Raw genomic sequence first — 20,425 nt, 5'->3', positions numbered from 1 at the left:
ACGGATTCTTTCAGCAAGGATCAATGGGCACACATCCTGCTGCGGCACAAATCCTCACGATTTTTCTTCCTGGAATGATGGCAGCAGGGGTTGGGCTAGCTGCATCGTTATCATACTTGTCATTACCGAGTACTGTTCCAGCGCTTGTGAAAGTGTTTATCTTCTCACAATAAAACACTAGATAATTTCAATATTTAAAGATAGTGGTTTAAAAATCTTAATATATATTATATAGTAAATATTGGTATTTGAACAAAGTTGTTATGGGGAGATAATACTGATGCTGAAAAAGATGTATGGATTGGTATGTTCAACCGATCAAACACAATGATATTGATCCGGATACCGGAAAAAACCTAATTACAAGATACTTGCATTTGGAGCCCGGAACGTTAAAGTTTACAGCTAATAAAACAGTAAGCAAAGGTACAACAATTGCTACCTCTGGTAAAAGTGGAGCCACTGGTTACCATTTACACTTCGATGTACATGCAAAAGGAATGACTTATCCGGGTGATTACGATACGTTTTCTCCCTGGGTTTTTTGGCCCGAAAAGAGACCTTCACTATTAAATATAGATCTTGGAGGAGTTACACAAGGACAACACGAGGAAAAGTTCGACGATCCGGAATACTTCTTCGACTTTTTACTTATCGATTACGTTGGTAAGGACGAATTTTTTAGATGGATGGACTCTATTGAGGAGTCAGAGCGTACAATGACAAACTTTAAAAAATATTTCAAATTAACAGAAAAAGATATTAATAAGATTATGAAGACTTCATTGTCGCCTGAAAGAGAAAAGAAAATTTTGGGTAAATCCTAGATTAACTCCACTTAAAAACACTCTCATGACTTAAAGCGTGAGAGTGTTACATTTTCTATTCAATAACGAAGGGGGACAACCATTTTGCAAAGAAAAACGTACCTATACCTGACTCTTCCCGCAGCCATTGCCGCGATCTTGGTCACCTTTTATACCATTGATTCGTTTGACAGAATCTTCGTATCCTCACCAGAAAGGCAGACCGTTCGTGAAGAAGATGTGCTGCAAACCGTTGCCAGGATAAAAGACAACGTAAAAATCGGCTCATCCAAACAAGAAGTCGCCGCACTGTTCGGAGACCGTTACGTTCTCGTGGATGACCAGGGGGATCTCGAAAACGGCTGTGAAGAATTCTGGCTGTACCGCTTTTTCACAGAGGAGGATTACCAGCCTTCGGTGCCCGACCATGTCATTGATGAAGAAGGAATTCGCAGTGGAAAAGTAGGAGCCGCTTTCTTCATCGGCTGGAAAGATGAACGGGTGTACCTGTACACCATCGCTTACCTTCAAGGCCCGAATCACGATCTACATTTTTACTCCAATGTGAATGGAACCATCGAGGATGAAATCATGAATCCAGACGGCACGACGACTCGCAGCGAATAAGACAGCCCATTGAACCCCCGCTTTTTCCTTCCTATCCACGGCCACTTTTGTTATGATGGAGACAAGTGCCAGTCATGTGCGGCACAGACAGCTTCATACGGAGCAAACAGGTCTTCACCTGCGCGGACGCTTCCGGGTGGGTGAAGTTAAAAGGGAAGTTTGGTGAAATTCCAACGCGGTCCCGCCACTGTAAGAGGGGAGTTTTCCTTCACGGCGACAGCCATCCACTGCTCCAGCGGGAGTGGGAAGGAGAAGGAAAGCGGCGATCCTCAAGCCAGGAGACCTGCCTGTTTTGCGTGTGCACTGATTTCCTTCGGGTCAAAGGAAAAGGTGAGGATTGTCGTGGACGTCGTGTCGACGCTTTGCTTCCTTTGGTTTCCAGGGAAAGCAAGGCGTTTTTTGTTGTTTCTGGAAAGAAAATGTGAACGGTGTTTGCGATGGCCTACAGGGAGCGGACCGTTTGGCGTCGCGTCCCTGGTTGGCCGGCGAGAGGGGAGGAAACGGGCCGATGAACAAACCGGACAACAAGCGGGGACTGGTCCTGGTGTACACCGGGGACGGCAAAGGGAAGACGACGGCGGCACTCGGGCTGGCCGTACGGGCGACCGGGCGCGGCAAGCGCGTCTTGGTGGTTCAGTTTATCAAGTCGCCGGAGCGCACCTACGGGGAAAAGATCGTGTTTGACCGGCTGGGAATCGAGATGGTGCAGAAAGGCGTCGGCTTTACCTGGACCAAAACGCCCGAGGAGCACCGCGCCGCCCTGCGGGAAGCGTGGCGCTACGCCAAGGAGCAGGTAATGGGCGGCCAGTACGACGTGGTGATTCTCGACGAGCTGAACAACGCGCTGGCGATTGAGCGTTTTCCCGTGGCGGACGTGCTGCCGCTGGACGATGTGCTGGACACGATCAAGAACAGGCCGCGCCACGTGCATCTGGTGATTACGGGACGAGACGCGCGGCCGGAAATCACGGCGATCGCCGATCTGGTGACGGAGATGAAAGCGGTCAAGCACTACTATGACGAGGGCATCCCCGCCGTCCTGGGGGTGGAGTATTGATGACGGACGTGCTGGAGGTGTTCGGCCACGGCGGCGATCTGGTCACGGCGGCGGAGCGCTTCGGCGTGGAAGCCGGGCGATTTGTGGATTTCAGCGCCAACATCAACCCGCTGGGCCCCCCAGCCCGCGTGCTGGAAGGACTGCGGGAGGCGCTGCCCCAGGTGGTTCACTATCCCGATCCGGGGCACCGGTCGTTTCGCAGCGCCTTGGCGGCGAAGCTGAACCTGCCGGCGTCGTGGCTTCTGCCGACCAACGGGGCGGCCGAGGCGATGGCCCTGGCGATCCTCGCGCTGGAGCCAAAGACGGTCGGCATCGTCACGCCCTGCTTTTCCGAATATGCCCAACTTTCCAAGCAGTTCGGCGCCCGCGTGCTGGCGTGCCCGGGCCGGGAAGAACGCGGCTTCAAGCCGGACGAGGCGGAACTGTACCGGCTGTTTGAACGGGCGGACCTCGTCTTTGTCGGTTCTCCCAACAACCCGACCGGTCTCTTGTATGAACCGGACGAGCTGCTGCGGATGGCCGGCTGGACGGCCGAGACGGACACGCATCTGGTGGTCGACGAGGCGTTTCTCGACTTTGTCGCGGAAGAGCGGCAGTTTACGCTGGCCGGCAGGCTTTCCCGGTTTCCGCGCGTGCTCGTGATGCGCTCGCTGACGAAGATGTTTGCCATCCCCGGGCTGCGCCTCGGCTACGCCGTCGCCGTTCCCGCGCTGATCGAACGGCTGCGGGAAAAACAGGTGAGCTGGAGCGTCAACAGTCTGGCGCTTGCGGCCGGGGAGCTCTGTCTGGAGGAATCCGCCTACGCAGCAAAAACCAGACGGCTGATCGCCGAGGAGCGCTCCTATCTGTCCGGCGTCATCGGGGAGGAGTTGGGCTGGCGCGTCTGGCCGGGCGAGGCCAACTTTCTGCTCGTGCGCTGTCCGGCTGGGCTGACGGCGGCGGAACTGCAGGAGATGCTGGGCAGACGGGGCATTCTGATTCGCAGCTGTGCCATGTACCCCGGCTTGACGCCCGGCGATTTTCGCATCGCGGTCCGCACCCGGCAGGAAAACGACCGCCTGCTGGCGGCCTTGCAGGACGTGTGGAGCGAAAGGAGGGAGCGGCGCTGAGCCTGATCGTGGTGACCGGGGGCGTCCGCTCGGGAAAGAGCCGCTTCGCCGAAGAACTGGCCGCACAGACGGGAAGCCCCGTCTTGTACGTGGCCACCGGCCAGGTATGGGACGAGGAAATGAAGCAAAGGATTGAGCGGCACCGGGCGCGGCGCCCCCGAGATTGGGGACTGGCCGAAACGAACGGCACCCTGTCCGCTGCCCTTCCCCAAATGGAGAGGTATCCGGTGGTGCTGCTGGACTGCCTGTCGACGTGGATCAGCACGCGGCTGATGAGCGTGCCGGAAACGTCCTGGCGGGACGAAGCGATCTCGCGGGCGCTCATGGACGAGGCGGAGCAGTGGCTGGATGCCGCTTGCAGCTGCGGCCGGACCGTCATCGCCGTGACCAGCGAGGTGGGTCTGGGCGGCGTCGCGATGACCAAGCTGGGCCGTTGGTTTGCCGACGTGCTGGGCGACGTCAACCAGTTGGCCGCCAGACGGGCCGATACCGTCTACGCCGTCCTGGCCGGCATTCCCTGGAGGATTAAAGGATGAACGCGTTTTTTCATGCACTGTCGTTTTTTACCCGCATCCCTGTTCCCTGGCTGCGCCCGTCGGAAGAAGCCTGGAAGAAGAGCGTCGCCTGGTACCCGGCTGTCGGGCTGGTGATCGGCTTCGTGCTGTGGGGGGCGCATCAGGCGGCCTTGTGGGCGTTTGCGCCGCTGACCGCTGCCGTATTGACGATGGCCTGCTGGGTCTACATCACCGGCGGGCTGCATCTGGACGGCTGGATGGATCTGGCGGACGGTCTGGGCAGCAGCCGGCCGCGGGAACAGATGCTGGCGATCATGAAAGACAGCCGGACCGGCGCGATGGGGGTGCTGGCGGCGATCGTGCTGCTTCTGGTCAAGACGGCGGCGCTGGCCGAGCTTGACCATGCGGGTCTCAGCGTCTGTCTGTTCCTGGTGCCCGCCGCCGCCCGCACGCATGTGCTGCTGGCGATCCGCTGCTGGCCGTACGTCACCGGGGAAAAGGGCATCGGCAAAAGCGTCGGCGAGGCGCTCCGTCCCTGGCACATCGGTATCGGCTATCTGCTGGTGCTGGCGTTGGGCTGGTGGATCGCCGACGTCCGGGCGGTGACTGCCGTCCTGCTGTCGCTCGCGGCCAGTCTGCTGTTTGCCCGCTCCGTCGCCCGCAAGCTGGGCGGCTTGACCGGCGACTGCTACGGCGCCCTGATCGAGAGTGCCGAAGCCGTGATGCTGCTCATCCTGATTGGGAGCTGGTGGCCGTGAGATGGATGTGGGTGAGGCACGGACAGACGGAGGAGAACCGCGCCGGCCGCTACCTGGGACACAGCGATGTGCCGCTGAACGAGCACGGCTGCGCCCAGGCGGAGCAGGTGGCCCGGCTGCTCGCTTCGGAACGTCCGTCGGCGCTGTACACCAGCGATTTGCTCCGCTGCCGGCAAACGGCGGAACGGCTGGCAGCGGTCTGGGGACTGGAGCCCAGGGCCGTTCCCGCTCTGCGCGAGCTGTCGTTTGGCGCGTGGGAGCGGCTTACCTATGACGAGCTGATGGCCCGGGACGGCGAGCACGCCCGCCGCTGGTACGACAATCCGTTCGACTGCGCTCCGCCCGGCGGGGAGACCTTGGCCCAGTTGGGGGAGCGGGTCGATCGCTGGCTGATGCGGCTGATGAAGTCCGTCTCCATGGACGATACGGTCTGCCTGGTGACCCACGGCGGCGTCATCCGCTGGTTTCAGGCGGCCTGGGTGGAAAACGATCCCGGCCGCTACTGGCAGGTGGACGGCGTGGGCCACGGCGCCGTCCTCGTCGCCGAGTGGGACGGAAGCCGCTGGACGGCGTCGGTGCGGCGCTAGGCAGGCGGGAGATGCGGGAGATTGGAGCTTGCCTGCCTCCCGTCCGGGAAAAAGAACGGAACTTCCGTGAGTGGAAACAAAGAGAGGGACGAGATGAACGAGGCATTGATTTTGCTCGCGGCGTACTGGATTGATCGGGTGGTGGGCGATCCGCGCGGCCTGCCGCATCCGGTGGTCGGAATGGGCTGGTGCATCTTGCGGCTGGAGCGGCTGCTGCGCGCGCTGGTCAAGCGGGAAGAGCACCTGAAAGCGGCCGGCCTGCTGTTCCCGCTGTTGATCGCAGGCGGCAGCCTTGTTGTCACCTGGGCACTGCTGTACGCGGCGGGAAGGGTCCATCCCTGGCTGGCCGTCGCCCTGGAAGTCTGGATGATTTCCGCCACGATTGCCACCAAAGGCTTGGCCGACGCCGGCATGGAAGTTTTTCATCACCTCCGGGCAGGTGATCGGGAGGCGGCGCGCCGGTCGCTCTCCATGGTCGTCGGCCGGGACACGGAGCGGCTGGACGAACCGGAGATTTGCCGGGGGGCGGTGGAGACGGTGGCGGAGAACATCGTCGACGCGATCATCTCTCCGCTGGTGTACGCCGCGCTGGGCGGCGCGCCGCTGGCGATGGCCTACCGGGCGGCCAATACCCTGGATTCGATGGTCGGCTACAAGAACGAGAAGTACCGCAATCTCGGCTGGGCGTCGGCGCGGTTTGACGACCTGCTCAACTTCCTGCCCGCCCGCCTGACCGCCCTGTTGCTCGTCGCCGCAAGCTGGCTGATGCGGCTGGACTGGCGCCAGTGCTGGGCGGTGATCCGGCGCGACGCCCGGCTGCACCCCAGCCCCAACAGCGGACTGCCGGAAGCGGGCGTGGCGGGTGCGCTCGGCGTGCAGCTTGGCGGACTCAACTACTACCAGGGCGTGCCGTCCAACCGGGCCAAACTGGGCAATCCCCTCCGGCCGCTCCGCCCGGACGACATCGGCGCGGCGGTCCGGCTGATGAAGCTGGTGTCGGTCCTGGGGCTTGTCGTCTGCATGGCGGCGGCCTTCGGGATATCCGTGAGTACGGGCGAATAGGGATGCGTTATGGAAAGGAGGCTCCTCATGAGCGGAAAATTGTTTGTCATCGGCTTTGGGCCGGGCAGTTTCGACCACATCACCAAGCGGGCCCGGGAAGCGATCGAGGAAAGTGACGTGATCATCGGGTACACCACCTACGTGGACTTGATCCGCGGCCTCTTGACCGGTCAGGAGATCGTCAGCACCGGCATGACGGAAGAGGTGAGCCGGGCGCGGGAAGCCGTCCGGCAGGCGGAAGCGGGCAAAAAGGTGGCGGTGATCTCCAGCGGCGACGCGGGCGTGTACGGCATGGCCGGGCTGGTCTACGAAGTGCTGGTGGAACAGGGCTGGACGCGAGCGAACGGCGTGGAGGTGGAGGTGATTCCCGGCATCTCCGCGATCAACTCCTGCGGGGCCCTGCTGGGGGCGCCGATCATGCACGACGCCTGCACCATCAGCCTGAGCGACCACCTGACGCCGTGGGAACTGATCGCCAAGCGGATCGACGCGGCGGGGCAGGCCGATTTCGTCATCGCCCTGTACAACCCGCGCAGCGGACGGCGGACGCGTCAAATCGTGGAGGCGCAGCGCATCCTGCTCAAGTACCGCTCGCCCGACACCCCGGTCGGCATCGTCAAAAGCGCCTATCGGGAGCGGGAGCGGATCGAGCTGACCACGCTGGCCAACATGCTGGAGCACGACATCGGCATGCTGACGACGGTGATCATCGGCAACTCCTCCACCTTTGTCTACGACGGCCTGATGATTACACCGCGCGGCTATCAGCGCAAGTATACGCTGACGACAGACGAACAGGCGCTGAAGCCGCACCAGCGCCTGCGGGTGGAAAACGAGCCGTGGTCGCTGGAAGCGAAGGCGGGAAGCGGCGGAGTTCATGCAGCGCCATCCCCTGCCTCGGAGGAGTCCGCCGCGGCTGTCCTGGACGCGTCGACCGGACAGCGGGAGCAGCCTGACGCCGACAGGACGCCGTACGAGTGGGCGATGCAGGCGCTCGCCGCGCTTCATGCGGACAAAGGACCAGAGACGGCTGCTCTGCAGGCTGGCAGTCCCCCCAGCGGGTTTGTGCCCGAATTGATTTTCGAGTGCGCGGTCAGCCCGGGAGTGGCAAACAAGAAGTTTACCCCCCAACAGATGCTCGCGCTGGCCGAGTTGGCGGGAGAAAAAGGGGAAATCGAATACACGCCGCATCACCAGATCATTTTGCGCGTCCCGACCGCCGATCCCGGCGCGGTGACCGAACGCCTGCGCCAACTGGGGCTGGTGCTGATGCCGACCGGTGACGTGGTGCAGGTGAAAGCGTGCGACTTCTGCGACGGGGAGAAAAAGGACGGGATCGCCTACGCGGAGGAGATTCACCAAAAGCTGGGCGGCCAGGAGATGCCCAAGGAGCTGAAGATCGGGTTCAACGGCTGCGGCATGGCCTGCTACGGCGCGGTCAAGGAAGACATCGGCATCGTCTTCCGCAAAGGAAAGTTTGACCTCTTCCTCGGAGCCAAAACGGTGGGGCGCAACGCCCATGCCGGCATACCGGTGGCGGAGGGCATCGCGCCGGAGGAAATCGTGCCGCTGATCGAGCGGATCGTGGCTCGTTACAAGCGGGACGCCTTCCCGAACGAACGGTTCCACAAGTTTTTCCAGCGCGTCGGCGAGATCGAGGGATTTGTCTGGCGGGAGCCGGCCGCGCCCAAGATTGAAAACGCCGTCTGCGGGGATTGAGCGCACCCGCCGGGCCGGAGCGGGCCCGCAAGCGAAAAAGGAGGACGAGAAATGGACGCGGTGTTGTTTGTCGGCCACGGGAGCAAGGATCCCGAGGGCAACGAAGAGGTCAGGCAGTTTGTGGCCTCGCTGGCCCCGGAACTGGACGTTCCCATTATCGAGACGTGTTTTCTGGAGTTTGAACGGCCGGACGTGCTGCAGGGATTGGACGCCTGCGTGAAGCGAGGGGCGACCCGGGTGGCGGTCATCCCGATCATCCTGTTCTCCGCCGGCCACGCCAAGATTCACATTCCGGCGGCCATCGACGAGGCGAAGGAAAAGCATCCGCACGTGCAGTTTATCTACGGGCGGCCGATCGGCGTCCACGAACAGGTGCTGGACATTCTGGCGGCGCGCATGGCGGAAGCCGGCTTCGCCTCCGGTGCGGATGACGAAGACCTGGCCGTGCTGATCATCGGTCGGGGCAGCAGCGACCCGGACGCCAACAGCGACATCTACAAGATGTCCCGCCTGTTCTGGGAGCGGTGGAGGGCGAAATGGGTGGAGACGGCCTTCATGGGCGTCACCTTTCCCCTGTACGAAGAAGGGGTGGAGCGCTGTCTCAAGCTGGGGGCGCGCCATGTGGTGGTGCTGCCGTACTTTTTGTTTACCGGCGTGCTGATCAAACGGATGGCCGACCAACTGGAGCGGTTCCGCGCGCGTTACCCCGAAGCCCGCTTCACGCTGGCGGAATATTTCGGCTATCATCCGCTGCTGAAGGACGTGCTGAAAGAGCGGGTGGAAGAGGCGCTGCACGGCGAAGTGAAGCTGAACTGCGACACCTGCCAGTACAGGCTGGCGGCGATGGAGCACATCGGCCATCACCACCACCATCATCACGACCACGATCATGGCCACGGGCATCATCACCACGGGCATCACCACGCACACGATCACAGTCACGATCACAACCACGACCACCATCACGACCGCGTACGGCACGCGACGAAGTAGGAGGGACGAGCAATGATTCTCGTATTGGCCGGAACCAGCGACGCGCGGGAGTTGGCCCTGCGGATCAAGGCGGCGGGGTACGACCTTTTGACCACCGTCGTGACGGAGAACGCCGCCAAAAGCATGGAGGAAGCCGGTTTGCCGGTGCAGGTGGGCCGCCTGACCGCGGAGGACATCCGTCGATTGATCGAAGCCAAAGGCGTGCAGGCCGTGGTGGACGCAAGCCACCCCTACGCCGAGGAAGCGTCGAAAAACGCCATGGCCGGAGCCAGGGAAGCGGGCGTCCCCTACATCCGCTACGAGCGGGAAAGCATCGCCTCGCCCGGGCATGACAAGATCACCGTGGTGGAGGATTACGTCCAGGCGGCCGAAGTGGCGGCGCAAAAACGCGGAGTGATCATGCTGACGACCGGCAGCAAGACGCTGAAGAATTTCACCGACCGGCTGCTCGGCCTGCCGGACACGACGCTGGTCGCCCGGATGCTGCCGCGCGTGGACAACATGCAGAAGTGCGAGGAACTGGGCATCGAGCAAAAAAACATCGTCGCCATGCAGGGGCCGTTTTCCAAGGAGCTGAACAAGGCGCTCTACAGCCATTACGGCGTGACGCTGATGATCACCAAGGAGAGCGGCAGGGCGGGCGCGTTTGACGAAAAAGTGGAAGCGGCCCTGGAGATGGGCATCGAGACGATTGTGATCGCCCGGCCGCAGATCGAGTACGGCACCGCGTTTTCCGATTTTGACGGCGTCATCGGGCAGCTGCGGGAGTTGGCTGCCCCTGCCGTGGGGTGAACAGCCCCCGGGACCGCTCCCGCCGGGACGGACCCGCTGAGACGGGAAAGAGAGCTGCCGCAAAGAAAGGGAGGAGCGCGACATGGACTTTCGCACGGAGTTTAAACCGCTGACGGTTCAGCCGCAGGAAATCGAGGACAAGAGCTTTCAGATCATTACGGAAGAACTGGGAGAGCATCCGTTTACCGAGGAGCAGTTCCCGGTGGTGCAGCGCGTGATTCACGCCTCGGCCGACTTTGAGCTGGGGCGCAGCCTGGTCTTTCACCCGGACGCCGTCCGCGCGGGCATCGAAGCCATCCGCAGCGGCAAAATCGTCGTGGCCGACGTGCAGATGGTGCAGGTGGGCATCAGCAAGAACCGGATCGAAAAGTTCGGCGGCGAGGTGAAAGTGTACATCTCCGACAAGGACGTCATGGAAGAGGCGAAGCGGCTCAACACGACGCGGGCGATCATCTCCATGCGCAAGGCGGTCAAGGAGGCGGAGGGCGGCATTTTCGCCATCGGCAACGCGCCGACCGCGCTGTTGGAGCTGATCCGCCTGGTGAAGGAAGGAGAGGCCAAACCGGGCTTGATCATCGGCATGCCGGTCGGTTTCGTCTCCGCCGCCGAGTCCAAGGAAGAGCTGGCCAAGCTGGACGTGCCGTTCATCACCAACATCGGGCGCAAGGGCGGCAGTCCGGTCACCGTGGCGGCCGTCAACGCACTCTCGCTGATGGCGGAACGGCTGGGATAGGTCATGGCGGCAAAAGCGGCAACGGACGAAAAGGAAGCGAAACCGCTCCGCCACGGATACACCACGGGCGCGTGCGCCGCGGCGGCGACCAAGGCGGCCCTCACCGCCCTGATCACCCAGGAGCGGCAGACGCAGTCCACCATTCCCCTGCCGGCCGGCATGGATGTGACGTTTCAACTGGAGAGCTGCGAGTGGACGGCCGACGAGGCGACGGCGGGCATCATCAAGGACGGCGGAGACGACCCCGATGCCACCCACGGCGCCTTGATCCTCAGCACGGTCACCTGGCGGGACGAGCCGGGCATGGAGCTGGACGGCGGCGTCGGCGTGGGCCGGGTGACCAAACCGGGCCTGCCGGTGCCGATCGGCGAGGCGGCGATCAACCCCGTCCCCCGGAAAATGATCCGGGAGGCGGTCCAGTCCGTGCTGGAGCAGTACGGCGTGGAACGGGGCGTGCGCGTGGTCATTTCCGTGCCCGCCGGTGAGGAGATCGCGAAAAAGACGCTGAACGGGCGGCTCGGCATCATCGGCGGCATTTCCATTCTCGGCACGCGCGGCATCGTCGTCCCCTTTTCCACCGCCGCCTACAAGGCCAGCATCGCCCAGGCGATCAATGTGGCCCGCGAGGCGGGATGCGAGCACATCGTGCTGTCCACCGGCGGGAAAAGCGAGCAGTTCGGCATGCAGCTGTACCCCGAACTGCCGGAGGAAGCGTTCGTCGAGATGGGGGATTTCGTCGGGTTTTCCCTGCAGCAGTGCAAGCGAAAGCAGGTGAAAAAGGTGACCCTGGTCGGGATGATGGGCAAGTTTTCCAAAGTGGCCCAAGGCGTGATGATGGTTCACTCCAAAAGCGCGCCGGTCGATTTCGGCTTTCTCGCCGGGCTCGCGGCCGAGGCGGGGGCGCCCGACGAGCTGGTGCAGCAGGCGAAGGAAGCCAACACCGCGGCCCAGGTGGGCGACATGATGGCGGACTACCCCGCCTTTTTTGCCAAGCTGTGCGAAAGCTGCTGCCGCGCCGGCCTGAAGGAAGCGGGCGGCGGCATGGAAATCGAGACCGTGCTGATTACGATGAAAGGGTCCCTGTTGGGAAGGGTGACAGTGAATGACACAGGCGATTAAGGTGATCGGAATCGGGGACGACGGGCAGCAGAGCCTGCTGCCGTTGTACCGCACATGGATCATGGAGAGCGAACTGCTGGTCGGCGGAGAGCGGCACCTCTCCTTTTTTCCCGAGTACGCGGGCGAAAAGCTGGTGCTGAAGGGAGGCCTCTCGGCGCTGGCGGACCGGCTGCGCGAGGAGAAGCGGAAAACGGTGATCCTCGCCTCGGGCGATCCGCTGTTTTACGGCGTCGGCAGCCTGCTGGCAAAAAAGCTGAACGTGGAAATTTACCCGCACCTCAGCTCGATTCAGCTCGCCTTTGCCAAGACGGGCGAGTCGTGGCAGGACGCCTACTTCGCCAGCGTGCACGGGCGCAGCATGAAGGGGCTGGCGCAGCGGATCGATGGCCGGGAAAAAGTGGCCCTTTTGACCGACCGCGAGAACAATCCCGCCGCCATCGCCCGCTACCTGCTCGCGTTTGGCATGACCGAGTACGACGCGTTTGTGGGCGAAAACCTGGGCAGTCCGGAAGAACGGACCGGCTGGTACTCGCTGGAGGAGATGGCGGACGGCGCCTTTTCCGACCTGAACGTGGTGATCCTGCGCAAGCGGCGGGAGAGCCCCGTCTGGCCGCTCGGCATCGCCGACGAGGAGTTTTCCCAGCGCAAGCCGGACAAAGGGCTGATCACGAAAAAGGAAGTGCGCATTCTCAGCCTGGCCCAGATGCAGCTTCACGCCACAAGCGTCGTCTGGGACATCGGCACCTGCACCGGTTCGGTGGCGATTGAAGCGGCACGCATCGCCCGGGAAGGCGAGGTGTACGCGGTGGAAAAAAACGCGGACGATCTGGAAAACTGCCGCCAGAACATGGCCAAGTTCCGCACCGACTTCACCGTCGTGCACGCCAGGGCGCCGGAGGGACTGGACCAGTTTCCCGACCCGGACGCGGTCTTTATCGGCGGGAGTGGCGGCGAACTGCGGGAGCTTTTGCACGTCTGCTGCAGCCGCTTGAAGCCAAACGGCCGGATCGTCGTCAACGCGGCCACGATCGAGACGCTGTACGCGGCGACGCAGGCGTTTGCGGAGGAACACTTTGAGACCTCGGTGACGCTGGCGCAGCTGTCGCGCAGCAAGCCGATCCTGAACATGACCCGGTTTGAAGGGCTCAACCCCGTCTACATCATCACCGCCTGGGCCAAGCAGGAGGAGAAAGAGAGAGGAGGAGACAGCGAGTGAGCAGGATTGGAACCCTGTACGGCATCGGCGTCGGCCCCGGCGATCCGGAGCTGATCACGGTCAAGGCATTTCGCCTGCTGCAGCAGTCGCCGGTGGTCGCCTACCCGAAAAAGCGGATGGGCAGCAAAAGCTACGCCCACCAGATCGCCGAGCTGTACGTCAAGCCTTCGGAAGGCAAGGAGATGCTCGGACTGGTCTTTCCCATGACCAAAGACAAGGAAGTGCTGGAGCGGGAGTGGGCCAACACGGTGGAACTCGTCTGGGAGCGGCTGCGCCAAGGCAAGGACGTCGCCTTTGTCACCGAGGGCGATCCGCTGTTTTACAGCACGTTTATTCACATGATGCGGGTGATGCAGGCGGCGCATCCCGAGGTGCCGATTGTCTCCGTGCCGGGCGTCTCTTCGTTTCTCGGCGCCGCCTCCCGCCTCGGCCTGCCGCTTGCGGACGGCGACGAGCAGATCGGCATCATTCCGGCCACGGACGACCGGGAGGCGATGAGACAGGCGCTGCTTTCGCACGACTGCGTCGTCTTTTTGAAGGTGGCCAAGGTGCTGCCGATGATCATCGGGCTATTGCGCGAGCTGGACCTCGTCGACAAGGCGGCCGTCGCCACGAAAGTAACCTCCGCCGAAGAGATGGTGTGGACAGACGTCCGGGAGCTGGAGCGGGCGGAGCTCGGCTACCTCACGCTGATGGTGGTGAAAAAGACATGAAACTGTACATCGTGGGAGCGGGTCCGGGCGACCCGGATCTGATTACGGTAAAAGGGCTGAAACTGCTGCAGCAGGCGGACGTTGTCCTCTACACCGACTCGCTCGTCAGCGACGAACTGGCGGCCAAGGCCAAGCCGGGCGCGGAAGTCCTGCAAAGCTCCGGCATGGCGCTGGAAGAGATGGTGGAGCTGATGGTCGACCGCGTCCGCCAGGGGAAGACAGTGGTCCGGCTGCACACCGGTGACCCGTCCGTCTACGGGGCGACGATGGAGCAGATCGCCCTCTTGAAACAAGCGGGCATAGACGTGGAGATCGTTCCGGGCGTCAGCTCCGTCTTTGCCGCGGCGGCGGCGCTGGGGGCGGAATTGACCATCCCCGAGCTGACGCAGACGCTGATCCTCACCCGGGCGGAGGGGCGCACCCCGGTGCCGGAGCGGGAAAAGCTGCGCGCGCTGGCGGAGCATCACTGCACGATCGCCCTCTTTTTGAGCGCCACCCTGACGAAAAAAGTGGTCCGCGAGCTGACGGAAGCGGGCTGGAGCGAAGATACGCCGGTGGCGGTGGTGCAGCGGGCGAGCTGGCCGGATCAGGTGATCGTCCGCACCACGCTGAAACATCTGGACGAAGAGATGGGCAAGCACGGCATCCGCTCGCACGCGATGATTCTGGCCGGCTGGGCGCTTGACCCGGCCATTCACGAAAAGAGCGGGCAGCACCGCTCCAAGTTGTACGACAAAACCTTTACCCACGGGTACAGAAAAGGTGTGACAGAGGGATGATCATCGAACTGACGGAAGGGGAGATTCCCGCCATCGAGCAGCGGGGCGACTACGCGATCATCGCCATCACCAAGCACGGTGTGGAGATGGCGCGCCGGCTGCATGAGTCGTTTCCGGGGACGGATCTCTACTACATGAGCAAGTTTGCCAAGGGCGACGAGGGGGCAAAGGGCATCCAGCTCTTTTCCGGCAGCGTCCGCCTGCTGTTTCCCGCGCTCTGGCCGGCCTACAAGGGACTGATCGTGATCATCTCGCTCGGCGCCGTCGTGCGGATGATCGCGCCGCTGTTGGAAGACAAAAAGACCGATCCCGGCGTGGTGGTGATCGACGACCAGGGGGAACATGTGATCAGCGTGCTGTCCGGCCACCTCGGCGGCGCCAACGAGCTGGCGCGGGAAGTGGCGGCGGTGATGGGGGCACGGCCGGTGATCACGACCGCCTCCGACGTGCAGAAGACGATTCCCGTCGACCTGTTTGGCCGCCGTTTCGGCTGGGAGTGGGAGTCGGCGGACAAACTGACCCCGGTCAGCGCCTCCGTGGTCAATGAGGAACGCGTCGCCGTGGTGCAGGAGTCGGGGGAGCGCCACTGGTGGATGCACGACACGCCGATGCCCCCCAACATTCGGGTGTACACGTCCATTCCGGATGCGCTGGCTGACCGGCCGCAGGCGGCGCTGGTGGTGACGCACCGCCTGCTGACCCGCGAGGAAGAAGCGATTTTGGACAACGGGGTCCTGTACCGGCCCAAGGTGATCGTGCTCGGCATCGGCTGCAACCGGGGAACGTCGGCGGAAGAGATCGAAGCGGTGATAAAGGAAACGTTGGAGGACCTGAAGTTCTCCCTCAAGAGCGTCAAAGCGGTGGCCACGATCGAATTGAAAAAGGATGAAGCGGGCCTGATCGCCGTGTGCGAAAAATACGGCTGGCCGTTTGTCTGGTATGCGCCGGAAGAGCTGAACCGCGTGCCGATGGAGGAGCCGTCGGACACGGTGTTCAAGTACACCGGCGCGTACGGGGTGAGCGAACCGGCGGCCAAGCTGTACGCGGGCGTCGACAAGCTGGTGCTGACCAAGAAGAAATCGGGCAACGTCACCATCTCCGTGGGACTGATGCCGTACGGCGGGGAGGGACGCCCATGAGCGCGAACGACCGCCGGATCGTGATCGCCGGAACGGGCAGCGGCGCCGGCAAGACGACCGTCACCATCGGCCTGATGGCGGCCCTGAAGCGAAAAGGGTACGCCGTCCAGGGGTTCAAGTGCGGCCCGGATTACATCGACCCGACCTACCACACGGCGGTGACGGGACGGGTGTCGCGCAACCTGGACAGTTGGATGCTGCCGCACGACACCGTCCGGGAGATCTTTGCCCGGGGCTCGGAGGGGGCGGACATCGCCGTGATCGAGGGCGTGATGGGCATGTACGACGGCAAGGAGCCGACCAGCGACCGGGGCAGCACGGCGGAGATCAGCCTGCTGACGGCTTCGCCCGTGCTGCTGGTGGTCAACTGCCAGAGCATGGCCCGCAGCGCGGCGGCCATCGTCAAGGGCTTTCAAATGCTCAACCCGCAGGTGCGGATCGTCGGAGTGGTCGCCAACAAAGCGGGCAGCGAGGGGCACTACCAAATCGTCAAGGCTGCCGTCGAGCAGGAGTGCGGAGTGCCGGTGGTGGGCTACCTCAAGCGGGAGGCCGACCTGGAAATTCCCGAGCGCCATCTCGGCCTGGTGCCGTCGGTGGAGCGGGGCGAACTGCAGCCGCTGTTTGACCGCCTGGCCGAACGGGTGGCGGAGACGGTGGATGTGGACCGGGTCTGGGAGCTGGCGCAGGCGGAGCCGTTTCATGTGGAACGGAAGCTGTTTGCTCCCGTCTCCGCCGTCCCCGGGGAGAAACGGGTGAAGATCGCCGTCGCCAAGGACGCGGCGTTCCACTTCTACTATCCGGAAAACCTGGAGCTGTTGGAGGCAAACGGGGCGGAACTGCTCTTTTTCTCCCCGCTGGCCGGCGAGCCCGTTCCGCAGGAGGCGGACGGCCTTTACATCGGCGGCGGGTTTCCCGAGGAGTTCGCTGCCGAGCTGTCGCGCAACCGGACGGTGCTGGAGTCGTTCCGCCGGGCGGTGCGGGCCGGACTGCCGACGCTGGCGGAGTGCGGCGGATTCATGTACCTGACCGACGCGATCGTGACGACGGACGGACGCACCTACCCGATGGCCGGTATCATCCCCGGCACGGTGACGATGCAGAAGCGGCTGGCCGCGCTCGGCTACCGGGAGGTGCGGGGGACGGCGGAAAACTTCCTGATCGGCCCGGACGAACAGGCCCACGGGCACGAGTTTCACTACTCCACGTTTGCGGCCGACCTCAAGCTGCCGCACGCGTACGAGACAAAGGGGCTGCGCGGCACGAAACCGGAGGGGTACGCCCGCGACAATCTGGTGGCCGGCTACACCCATCTGCACTTCGCTTCCAACCCCGCCCTGCCCAAGCGCTGGGTGGAGCGGTGCCTGGAGGTGAAGGCGCGTGGCTAAGGCGCTGCCGCTGATGATTCAGGGAACCAGCTCCGACGCGGGCAAAAGCGTGTTGGCGACGGCCTTTTGCCGCATCTTTGCCCAGGACGGCTACAAGACGGCTCCCTTCAAATCGCAAAACATGGCGCTCAACTCCTACGTCACGCTGGACGGCAAGGAAATCGGGCGGGCGCAGGGCGTGCAGGCGGAGGCGGCCGGCGTCATCGCCACCACCGACATGAACCCGATCCTGATCAAGCCGACGCGGGACGCGGAGTCGCAGATCGTGGTAAACGGCGAACCGTACGCCAACATGAAGGCGCTCGCCTACCGCAGCGATTTTTTCGAGGAGGGACTGCGCGTGATCCGGGAAGCGTACGGCCGGCTGGCCGCTGCGTACGAGCGGATCGTGATCGAAGGGGCGGGGAGTCCGGCCGAGGTCAACCTGAACGATCGGGAACTGGTCAACATGCGGGTGGCCCGCCTCGTCAACGCGCCGGTCATCCTGGTGGCCGACATCGAACGGGGCGGCGTCTTCGCCAGCCTGGTGGGCACGCTGCAGCTCCTGGAGCCGCAGGACCGGGAGCGGGTGATCGGCGTGATCATCAACCGGTTCCGCGGCGATTTGTCCCTGCTCCAGCCGGGGCTGGACTGGTTTGAACAGTACACGGGCAAACCGGTGCTGGGCGTCGTTCCGTTCATTCCCGACCTGTGGATCGACGCGGAGGATTCGCTCATCCTGCACCGCTACCAGGGGCAAAAGGAAACGGCACGGGAGATCGATGTCGCGGTGATCCGCTATCCGCGCATTTCCAACTTTACCGACGCCGATCCGTTTTTCGTCGAGCCGGACTGCACCGTTCGCTATGTCACCCGGCCGGAAGAGCTGGGGCAGCCCGATCTGATCCTGCTCCCCGGCAGCAAAAACACGCTGGAAGACCTCTTGTTCCTGCGGGAGACGGGGCTGGAGCGGGAGATTCTCTCGCTGCACGCGGCGGGCCGCTCGTTTCTGGTTGGCCTGTGCGGCGGCTATCAGATGCTGGGGCGGACGGTCAGCGACCCGGACGGTGTGGAGTCGCCCCGCCAATCGGTGGCGGGCATGGGATTGATCCCGATGACGACCACGCTGGAGCGGCGCAAAACCACCGTCCTGTGCAGCGGCGAGGCGTCGTTCGCGGGCAGGCGGATTCGGCTGGAGGGGTACGAGATCCACATGGGCCGTTCCGTATTTGCCGACGGGGTCTCCCCGTTCATCCGGCTCGCCGATCGCGCGGACGGCTTCTGCGATCCCGAGCGGCGGGTGCTCGGCACGTATGTTCACGGGCTGTTTCACAACGATGAATTCCGCTGGCTGCTGCTCGACGAGCTTCGCGCGCGGAAGGGGCTGGCGCCGCTTGGCGAACGGCCGTCGTTTGTCGCGCTGCGGGAGCGGGGATTTGACCTGCTGGCCGACTGCGTCAGGAGACACGTGCGGCTGGATCTGATCGAGGAGCGGATGAGAGCGTTTCAGGAAAATGGGGTGGGAAGATGAAAACAGAATGGACACAACCGTATGTAAAGATTGAGCCGCTGAACGAAGCGGCGGCGGCTGAGGCCAGACGCCGCGTGGATCAGCTGACCAAGCCGCTGGGCAGCCTGGGCCGGCTGGAGGAGCTGGCTGTCCGGCTGGCGGCGATGACGGGCAGCGCGCTTCCTTCCGTAACACCGCCCGGCGTGCTTGTCTTTGCCGCCGACCACGGCGTGACGGCCGAGGGGGTCTCCGCCTACCCGCAGGAAGTGACCGCCCAGATGGTGGCCAACTTCGCGGCCGGGGGCGCGGCGATCAACGTCTTTTCCCGCCAGATCGGAGCCCTGCTGCACGTGGTGGACGTGGGTGTAGCTGCCGATGTGGAGGCGCCTGGCGTGTGGCGAAAAAAAATCAGGCCGGGCACCGGCAACCTGCTGCGGGAGGAGGCCATGACGCCGGAAGAGGCGGAGCGCGCCGTACAGGTCGGCCTGGAGTGTGCCGGCGCAATTGCCGACGAGGGCGCGAAGCTGTTGATCATCGGCGAGATGGGCATCGGCAACACGACGGCCAGCAGCGCCCTGCTGGCGGCGCTGAGCGGGGCGGAACCGGATGAGCTGGTCGGCCGCGGGACGGGCGTCGGCGACGCGGCGTGGGAGCGGAAAAAAGCGGTCGTCAAGCAGGCGCTCGCCCGGCATCGTCCGGACCCGGCCCGGCCGTTGGAGGCGCTGGCCAAAGTAGGCGGCCTGGAAATCGGCGCCATGGCGGGAGCCGTGCTCGGTGCTGCGGCGCGGCGCATCCCCGTGCTGGTGGACGGCTTCATCTCCACGGTGGCGGCACTGCTGGCCGTCCGCCTCTGTCCGGGAGCGGCCGACTACCTGATCGCCGGCCACCGCTCCCAGGAGCCAGGCCATCTCCATGCGCTCCGGGCGCTGGGCAAAGAGCCGCTGATCGACCTGGGCCTCAGGCTCGGCGAAGGCAGCGGGGCGGCGGTGGCGTTTCCGATCGTGGAGGCGGCCACCCGGATGATTCGGGAGATGGCGACATTTGAGTCGGCAGGGGTGAGCAGCCGATGACGCAGCGCGGCAAGGTATACCTTGTCGGGGCGGGGCCGGGCGATCCCAAGCTGATCACCGTCAAAGGGCTGGAGTGCCTGCGTCGGGCGGACGTCGTCATCTACGACCGCCTGGCCAATCCGACGCTGCTGGAGCACGTCCGGGAAGACGCGGAGCGCATCTACTGCGGCAAACTGCCGGACAACCACACGATGCGGCAGGAGGCGATCAACGCGCTTCTGGCAGAAAAGGCGCTGGAGGGCAAAACGGTCGTCCGGCTCAAGGGCGGAGACCCGTGCGTGTTTGGCCGGGCCGGTGAAGAAGCCGAGCATCTGGCCCAAAGAGGCGTCCCGTTTGAGATCGTTCCCGGCGTCACGGCCGGCATCGCCGCTCCGGCCTATGCCGGCATCCCCGTCACGCATCGGGAGCACGGCTCTTCCTTTGCCGTGGTGACCGGGCACTTGAGCGGCGGCAAATCGGGAGAGGACGCGGAAAAGTGGCGGGCGCTGGCACGCGGCGTGGACACGGTCGCCTTTTACATGGGGATCGCCAATCTGCCGCTGATTTGTGCCCGGCTCCTGGAACATGGCCGCCGGCCGGACACGCCCGTCGCCGTGATCGCCAGGGGAACGCTGCCGGAGCAGGCGACGGTGACCGGGACGCTGGCCACCATCGAGGAAACGGTCCAGCGCCACCCCGGCATCTCCAACCCCGCGATCATTCTGGTCGGCGACGTGGTACAATTGCGGGAGAAGATCAAGTGGTTCGAGGAGTGAGG

21 protein-coding genes and 1 riboswitch are annotated in these 20,425 nt (G+C 63.4%); all 21 genes read left to right on the top strand.

The annotated features are described in order from the left end of the window. The first annotated feature begins 296 nt into the window (after nt 1-296). The 21 genes from M516_RS0103185 (at nt 297) to cobA (ending at nt 20,423) form a co-directional block, all read left to right on the top strand. Nucleotides 297-827 carry a M23 family metallopeptidase gene (locus M516_RS0103185; protein ID WP_029097850.1) on the top strand — a complete coding sequence of 177 codons (531 nt, stop codon included), beginning with the start codon at nt 297-299 and terminating at the stop codon, nt 825-827. An 84-nt stretch (nt 828-911) separates the two neighbouring features. Then, nucleotides 912-1,433 carry a hypothetical protein gene (locus M516_RS0103180; RefSeq protein WP_029097849.1) on the top strand — a complete coding sequence of 174 codons (522 nt, stop codon included), beginning with the start codon at nt 912-914 and terminating at the stop codon, nt 1,431-1,433. A 91-nt stretch (nt 1,434-1,524) separates the two neighbouring features. Continuing rightward, nucleotides 1,525-1,738: riboswitch (cobalamin riboswitch) on the top strand. 203 nt (nt 1,739-1,941) lie between these two features. Then, the gene (gene cobO / locus M516_RS0103175; protein WP_029097848.1) at nt 1,942-2,490 is read left to right on the top strand and encodes a cob(I)yrinic acid a,c-diamide adenosyltransferase; all 549 of its coding nucleotides are present in this window, start codon (nt 1,942-1,944) and stop codon (nt 2,488-2,490) included. After that, nucleotides 2,490-3,599 (top strand): threonine-phosphate decarboxylase CobD, encoded by a 1,110-nt coding sequence (cobD, locus tag M516_RS0103170; protein ID WP_035288614.1) that lies wholly within the window; start codon nt 2,490-2,492, stop codon nt 3,597-3,599. Before cobO ends, cobD begins: the two co-directional genes overlap by 1 nt. Further along, entirely contained in the window at nt 3,572-4,135 is a 564-nt protein-coding gene (cobU, locus tag M516_RS0103165; protein WP_238550898.1) for a bifunctional adenosylcobinamide kinase/adenosylcobinamide-phosphate guanylyltransferase, read from the top strand. The genes cobD and cobU overlap by 28 nt, the downstream gene beginning before the upstream one ends. After that, a complete protein-coding gene (cobS, locus tag M516_RS0103160; protein WP_029097845.1) occupies nt 4,132-4,872 on the top strand; it encodes an adenosylcobinamide-GDP ribazoletransferase in 741 nt (246 codons plus the stop codon). The genes cobU and cobS overlap by 4 nt, the downstream gene beginning before the upstream one ends. Nucleotides 4,873-4,877: 5 nt before the next feature. Then, nucleotides 4,878-5,459 carry a histidine phosphatase family protein gene (locus tag M516_RS0103155; protein ID WP_238550909.1) on the top strand — a complete coding sequence of 194 codons (582 nt, stop codon included), beginning with the start codon at nt 4,878-4,880 and terminating at the stop codon, nt 5,457-5,459. 93 nt (nt 5,460-5,552) lie between these two features. Continuing rightward, a complete protein-coding gene (gene cbiB / locus M516_RS0103150; RefSeq protein WP_029097843.1) occupies nt 5,553-6,521 on the top strand; it encodes an adenosylcobinamide-phosphate synthase CbiB in 969 nt (322 codons plus the stop codon). 27 nt (nt 6,522-6,548) lie between these two features. Then, entirely contained in the window at nt 6,549-8,240 is a 1,692-nt protein-coding gene (cobJ, locus tag M516_RS0103145; protein ID WP_029097842.1) for a precorrin-3B C(17)-methyltransferase, read from the top strand. Between the two features lie 51 nt (nt 8,241-8,291). After that, entirely contained in the window at nt 8,292-9,233 is a 942-nt protein-coding gene (locus M516_RS0103140; RefSeq protein WP_029097841.1) for a sirohydrochlorin chelatase, read from the top strand. A gap of 12 nt (nt 9,234-9,245) precedes the next feature. Next, the gene (gene cobK, locus M516_RS0103135) at nt 9,246-10,025 is read left to right on the top strand and encodes a precorrin-6A reductase (RefSeq protein ID WP_029097840.1); all 780 of its coding nucleotides are present in this window, start codon (nt 9,246-9,248) and stop codon (nt 10,023-10,025) included. A gap of 82 nt (nt 10,026-10,107) precedes the next feature. After that, a complete protein-coding gene (locus M516_RS0103130) occupies nt 10,108-10,758 on the top strand; it encodes a precorrin-8X methylmutase (RefSeq protein ID WP_029097839.1) in 651 nt (216 codons plus the stop codon). A gap of 3 nt (nt 10,759-10,761) precedes the next feature. After that, nucleotides 10,762-11,877 (top strand): cobalt-precorrin-5B (C(1))-methyltransferase, encoded by a 1,116-nt coding sequence (locus M516_RS0103125; protein WP_029097838.1) that lies wholly within the window; start codon nt 10,762-10,764, stop codon nt 11,875-11,877. Continuing rightward, nucleotides 11,861-13,093: a bifunctional cobalt-precorrin-7 (C(5))-methyltransferase/cobalt-precorrin-6B (C(15))-methyltransferase gene (locus M516_RS0103120; protein ID WP_029097837.1), complete on the top strand. Its 1,233-nt coding sequence runs from the start codon at nt 11,861-11,863 to the stop codon at nt 13,091-13,093. Before M516_RS0103125 ends, M516_RS0103120 begins: the two co-directional genes overlap by 17 nt. Continuing rightward, the gene (gene cobI, locus M516_RS0103115; RefSeq protein ID WP_029097836.1) at nt 13,090-13,806 is read left to right on the top strand and encodes a precorrin-2 C(20)-methyltransferase; all 717 of its coding nucleotides are present in this window, start codon (nt 13,090-13,092) and stop codon (nt 13,804-13,806) included. The genes M516_RS0103120 and cobI overlap by 4 nt, the downstream gene beginning before the upstream one ends. Continuing rightward, nucleotides 13,803-14,585 carry a precorrin-4 C(11)-methyltransferase gene (gene cobM, locus M516_RS0103110; RefSeq protein ID WP_029097835.1) on the top strand — a complete coding sequence of 261 codons (783 nt, stop codon included), beginning with the start codon at nt 13,803-13,805 and terminating at the stop codon, nt 14,583-14,585. The genes cobI and cobM overlap by 4 nt, the downstream gene beginning before the upstream one ends. Further along, nucleotides 14,582-15,724 (top strand): cobalt-precorrin 5A hydrolase, encoded by a 1,143-nt coding sequence (locus tag M516_RS0103105; RefSeq protein WP_029097834.1) that lies wholly within the window; start codon nt 14,582-14,584, stop codon nt 15,722-15,724. The genes cobM and M516_RS0103105 overlap by 4 nt, the downstream gene beginning before the upstream one ends. After that, the gene (locus tag M516_RS0103100) at nt 15,721-17,109 is read left to right on the top strand and encodes a cobyrinic acid a,c-diamide synthase CobB (protein ID WP_029097833.1); all 1,389 of its coding nucleotides are present in this window, start codon (nt 15,721-15,723) and stop codon (nt 17,107-17,109) included. The genes M516_RS0103105 and M516_RS0103100 overlap by 4 nt, the downstream gene beginning before the upstream one ends. Then, nucleotides 17,102-18,619, top strand: coding sequence for a cobyric acid synthase (locus M516_RS0103095; RefSeq protein ID WP_029097832.1), 1,518 nt, complete (start codon nt 17,102-17,104; stop codon nt 18,617-18,619). Before M516_RS0103100 ends, M516_RS0103095 begins: the two co-directional genes overlap by 8 nt. Then, on the top strand, nt 18,616-19,668 hold the full coding sequence (gene cobT, locus M516_RS0103090) for a nicotinate-nucleotide--dimethylbenzimidazole phosphoribosyltransferase (RefSeq protein WP_051188077.1): 1,053 nt from the start codon (nt 18,616-18,618) through the stop codon (nt 19,666-19,668). Before M516_RS0103095 ends, cobT begins: the two co-directional genes overlap by 4 nt. Beyond that, nucleotides 19,665-20,423, top strand: coding sequence for a uroporphyrinogen-III C-methyltransferase (gene cobA / locus M516_RS0103085; RefSeq protein ID WP_029097830.1), 759 nt, complete (start codon nt 19,665-19,667; stop codon nt 20,421-20,423). Before cobT ends, cobA begins: the two co-directional genes overlap by 4 nt. The last annotated feature ends 2 nt before the right edge of the window (nt 20,424-20,425 follow it).

It is taken from the genome of Brevibacillus thermoruber 423 (genome assembly GCF_000454065.1).
Classification (GTDB): Bacteria; Bacillota; Bacilli; order Brevibacillales; family Brevibacillaceae; genus Brevibacillus; species Brevibacillus thermoruber.
The sequence above is the reverse complement of the archived record's forward strand: the minus strand, read 5'-3'. Positions and strand labels throughout refer to the sequence as shown.

Excerpts from the sequence above, each read along its gene's own strand:
- M516_RS0103185 (WP_029097850.1), top strand. The coding sequence starts at position 297 with ATGGATTGGTATGTTCAACCGATCAAACACAATGATATTGATCCGGAT.
- cobO (WP_029097848.1), top strand. The coding sequence starts at position 1,942 with ATGAACAAACCGGACAACAAGCGGGGACTGGTCCTGGTGTACACCGGG.
- cobD (WP_035288614.1), top strand. The coding sequence starts at position 2,490 with ATGACGGACGTGCTGGAGGTGTTCGGCCACGGCGGCGATCTGGTCACG.
- cobS (WP_029097845.1), top strand. The coding sequence starts at position 4,132 with ATGAACGCGTTTTTTCATGCACTGTCGTTTTTTACCCGCATCCCTGTT.
- M516_RS0103155 (WP_238550909.1), top strand. The coding sequence starts at position 4,878 with ATGTGGGTGAGGCACGGACAGACGGAGGAGAACCGCGCCGGCCGCTAC.
- cbiB (WP_029097843.1), top strand. The coding sequence starts at position 5,553 with ATGAACGAGGCATTGATTTTGCTCGCGGCGTACTGGATTGATCGGGTG.
- cobJ (WP_029097842.1), top strand. The coding sequence starts at position 6,549 with ATGAGCGGAAAATTGTTTGTCATCGGCTTTGGGCCGGGCAGTTTCGAC.
- M516_RS0103140 (WP_029097841.1), top strand. The coding sequence starts at position 8,292 with ATGGACGCGGTGTTGTTTGTCGGCCACGGGAGCAAGGATCCCGAGGGC.
- cobK (WP_029097840.1), top strand. The coding sequence starts at position 9,246 with ATGATTCTCGTATTGGCCGGAACCAGCGACGCGCGGGAGTTGGCCCTG.
- M516_RS0103130 (WP_029097839.1), top strand. The coding sequence starts at position 10,108 with ATGGACTTTCGCACGGAGTTTAAACCGCTGACGGTTCAGCCGCAGGAA.
- M516_RS0103125 (WP_029097838.1), top strand. The coding sequence starts at position 10,762 with ATGGCGGCAAAAGCGGCAACGGACGAAAAGGAAGCGAAACCGCTCCGC.
- M516_RS0103120 (WP_029097837.1), top strand. The coding sequence starts at position 11,861 with ATGACACAGGCGATTAAGGTGATCGGAATCGGGGACGACGGGCAGCAG.
- cobM (WP_029097835.1), top strand. The coding sequence starts at position 13,803 with ATGAAACTGTACATCGTGGGAGCGGGTCCGGGCGACCCGGATCTGATT.
- M516_RS0103105 (WP_029097834.1), top strand. The coding sequence starts at position 14,582 with ATGATCATCGAACTGACGGAAGGGGAGATTCCCGCCATCGAGCAGCGG.
- M516_RS0103100 (WP_029097833.1), top strand. The coding sequence starts at position 15,721 with ATGAGCGCGAACGACCGCCGGATCGTGATCGCCGGAACGGGCAGCGGC.
- cobT (WP_051188077.1), top strand. The coding sequence starts at position 18,616 with ATGAAAACAGAATGGACACAACCGTATGTAAAGATTGAGCCGCTGAAC.
- cobA (WP_029097830.1), top strand. The coding sequence starts at position 19,665 with ATGACGCAGCGCGGCAAGGTATACCTTGTCGGGGCGGGGCCGGGCGAT.